Genomic DNA, 3,170 nt, shown 5'->3' on the forward strand with positions numbered 1-3,170 from the left:
ACCCACGGGTTGCGCCGGCGGTTGTCCTGGACGGCGTGGCTGCGCGGGACGCCCCGGCACACCTCGGTGGGGTGGGGGGCGGGCGCCCGGGCCCGGGGGGCGGCCGCCGGTTCGGCGGCGGGTCGGGCGGCGGGGGCGGCGACCGGGGCGGGCGCCCGCTCGGCCAGTACCGGCTGGACCGCGCGGGTGGGGGCCGACTGGGCCGGCACCGCCGGTTGGCCGGGCACGGCCGACCGGTCGGAGGCGGTGGCGGCGGCCGGAGCGGCCCACCAGTCAAATCGCTGCCCCTGTCCGGGACTGCTCGTCTGCTGCTGTGGCACAACTGCTCCTGGACCGGCGGGCACTCTGACCCCAACCATGATGGCGGCCGCCGGACAGCCCCTCTGACCATTGCCGATACCTTCACTCGATGAGGTGATCGATCATCCGACAGACACTCATCCGACTACTGCTGCGTACCGGTGATCCCGTGTCGAAAGGCGTACGAGACCGCCTGCGCCCGGTCCCGCACCGCGGTCTTGGCGAACAGGTTGTTGATGTGCGTCTTCACGGTGGCCTGGCTGACGAACAGCCGCTGGGCGATCTCGGCGTTGGAGAGCCCCTCGGCGATCAGCGCCAGCACCTCCGCCTCCCGGGCGGTCAGCCCGTCCGGGAGCTCCCCCGGCCGCCCGACCGGCTTCCCGGCCCCCGGCACGGATCCGGCCGGAGGCCCTGAAAGCCTTTCCAGCAAACGGAGTTGGATCTGCGGCGAGAGCCCGGCCGCCCCCGCGCGGACGTCCGCGATCGCCCGGGCGATCTCCTCACCGCCGGCGTCCTTGGTGAGGTATCCGCGCGCCCCGGCCTGCAGAGCGGGGAACAGCGAGTCGTCGTCGGCGTAGGTGGTGAGCACCACGACCTCGGTCTGCGGGTGCGCGGCCCGGATCCGCCGGGTCGCCTCGACGCCGTCGACGCGCGGCATCCGCAGATCCATCAGCACCACGTCCGGGTGACACCGCTCCACCAGGGCGACGGCCTCCTCCCCGTCCGCCGCCGCGCCGACCACCTCGATGCCGGGCAGCAGCCCCAGCAGCATCACGATGCCCTCGCGCACCACCGTCTGGTCGTCCACCACCAGCACCCTGGTGACCTCTGCCTCGCTCATGCGCCCGCCCCGCTTCGCTCGGCAGTCGCTTCGCGAAATCCGCACCTGCTGATGATGAGCTCGCCGCGCTCGCTCATGCGCCCGCCGCGCTCGCTCATGCCGGCACCTGCAGCAGCACGCGCCACCCTCCGTCCTCGGGGCCCGCCAGCAGGGTGCCGCCGAGCAGTTCCGCGCGTTCGCGCATCCCCAGCAGACCGTACCCGCTGCCGCTGGCCGACAGCTCCCCGGACGGTTCGCCGCGCGGAGGGCGGGAGTTGCGCACCTCCAGCTCCACCGCCTCCGCCAGGTAGCGCAGTTCGACGGTGCACCGGGCGCCGGGCGCGTGCTTGCGGACGTTGGTCACCGCCTCCTGCGCGGTGCGCCGCACCGCGAGGGCGGCCTCGGCGGGGAGCGGCCGGGGCGTGCCGGTGACGGTGAGCGTGGCCCGCTCCCGCCCGGTCAGCTCCACCAGGAACTCGCCGACCGGGGTGAGTTCGCCGCGCAGCGCGGACAGCGCCTGCCGGGTCTCGACCAGCCCGTCCTGGGCCATCCGCCGGGCGGCGACGACCCGTTCGCGGATCTGCTCGCGGTCGGTGCCGGCGTCCAGCATCAGCCGGGCCGCCTCCAGGTGGACGAGCTGCGCGGAGAGGCTGTGCGCGAGCACGTCGTGGATCTCCCGGGCGATCCTGGCCCGTTCGGCGAGCGCCGCGCTCTCCGCCTCGGCGGCCCGGGCGGCGCGCTCCTGGGTGAGCAGTTGGCGGGCGGTGCCACGGGCCTCGACGTCCAGCCGCAGCAGGTAGCCGAGCAGGCCGAGCCCGCCGATGGTGGCGAAGATGCTCACCCAACTCGCCCAGCTGGCGGCGGTGTACGAGCCCAGCGCGGCCGCCGCGGTGAGCAGGCCGGGCGCGGGCGGCAGCCGGACCACCCCGATCACGGCCAGCCCGCACCAGACGAAGTCGGCCAGCAGGTAGGCCTGCCCCCAGTTGGCCAGCCAGGCGCTGCCGAGCAGGGCGGCGGCCAGGCCGAGCGAGAGCGCCAGGCGCTGCTCCCGGGTGGCGTAGAGGTAGCCGGCGGCCAGGGCGGCGACCCCGAGCAGTCCGGCCGCCGCGATCGCCACCGCCCAGCCCGTGTACTTGCCGCCGGAGAACGTCCCCCAGCAGACGACGACCAGCAGGACGGTGCGGCCGAGCAGGGAGAGGACCCGCCGCGGCCATCTCCCGGCCTCGCGCTCCAGCCCCTCGCGGGACGGCCAGCGGGTCCAGTACCACTCGGCCACGGGTGCCTCCTCGACGTTCTCGGACAGCGGGCCCGGCAGGCCCCGGGCAAGGCGGTCAGCGCGGTCAGCGCGGTACGGCGGCCTGTTGCGGCAGGTCCAGGGCCCGTGCCCGCCAGTTCACCACGAACGAGCGGGTCAGCAGCAGGACCGCCAGTCCCAGCAGCAGCGCGCTGCCCGCCTGGTGGACGTGCAGTGCCGCGCCGACGCCGTACAGGGCGAGCCGGATGGCGAGCATGCCGACCCAGGCGGCCACCGTGGCCTTGGTGCCCTTGGCCCAGACCGAACCGTCCCCGGCCCGCCACAGCCGCACGGTCCAGCCCCAGACGGAGCCCATCGCGACCACCGCCGCCAGGCCACACCCGACCAGGGTGGCGGACAGCGCGGTGTGCTGGTGGTCGATGAGCTGCGGGTCGCGCAGCGCGAGCGCGCCGAGGATCAGCGGCAGCAGCCAGAAGCGGCGCTCGGTGTCCAGGCGCTGGGCGCGCATCTGGCGCTGGACCACGAGGACCATCACCGCGATGATCACGACGATGTTGACGAGGGCGGTCATCGGACTTCTCCGTCCCGACAGGAGGCTTGTACTGACCTCTCCGACGTTACGGATCCGGTGCCCCCGGTTGATCGGCGCCGGGGTGGACCACAGGTGGAACCGGCAGCCGGGCGGGGGGGGGCCCCCCCCGGGGGGGGGCCCCCCCCCCGCGGGGCGCCCCCCCCCCCCCGCGGGCGTACCAGGCGGGGCGGGGGTGGGGGGCCCCGGCGCACACACACACACGC

At 75.1% G+C, this 3,170-nt stretch carries 4 protein-coding genes; all 4 read right to left on the reverse strand.

Going from position 1 to position 3,170, the window contains the following annotated elements; translation table 11 throughout:
• A partial coding sequence (locus ACFV6D_RS14605; RefSeq protein ID WP_380559897.1) for a hypothetical protein occupies positions 1 to 227 on the reverse strand: 227 nt, incomplete at its 3' end.
• A gap of 218 nt (positions 228 to 445) precedes the next feature.
• Entirely contained in the window at positions 446 to 1,141 is a 696-nt protein-coding gene (locus ACFV6D_RS14610) for a response regulator transcription factor (RefSeq protein ID WP_063349363.1), read from the reverse strand.
• Between the two features lie 94 nt (positions 1,142 to 1,235).
• A complete protein-coding gene (locus tag ACFV6D_RS14615) occupies positions 1,236 to 2,396 on the reverse strand; it encodes a sensor histidine kinase (protein WP_380559899.1) in 1,161 nt (386 codons plus the stop codon).
• A 64-nt stretch (positions 2,397 to 2,460) separates the two neighbouring features.
• Positions 2,461 to 2,946 carry a CcdC protein domain-containing protein gene (locus ACFV6D_RS14620; RefSeq protein ID WP_063349361.1) on the reverse strand — a complete coding sequence of 162 codons (486 nt, stop codon included), beginning with the start codon at positions 2,944 to 2,946 and terminating at the stop codon, positions 2,461 to 2,463.
• Positions 2,947 to 3,170 lie beyond the last annotated feature (224 nt).

The sequence above is a fragment of the Kitasatospora sp. NPDC059812 genome (genome assembly GCF_042732075.1).
GTDB lineage: Bacteria > Actinomycetota > Actinomycetes > Streptomycetales > Streptomycetaceae > Kitasatospora.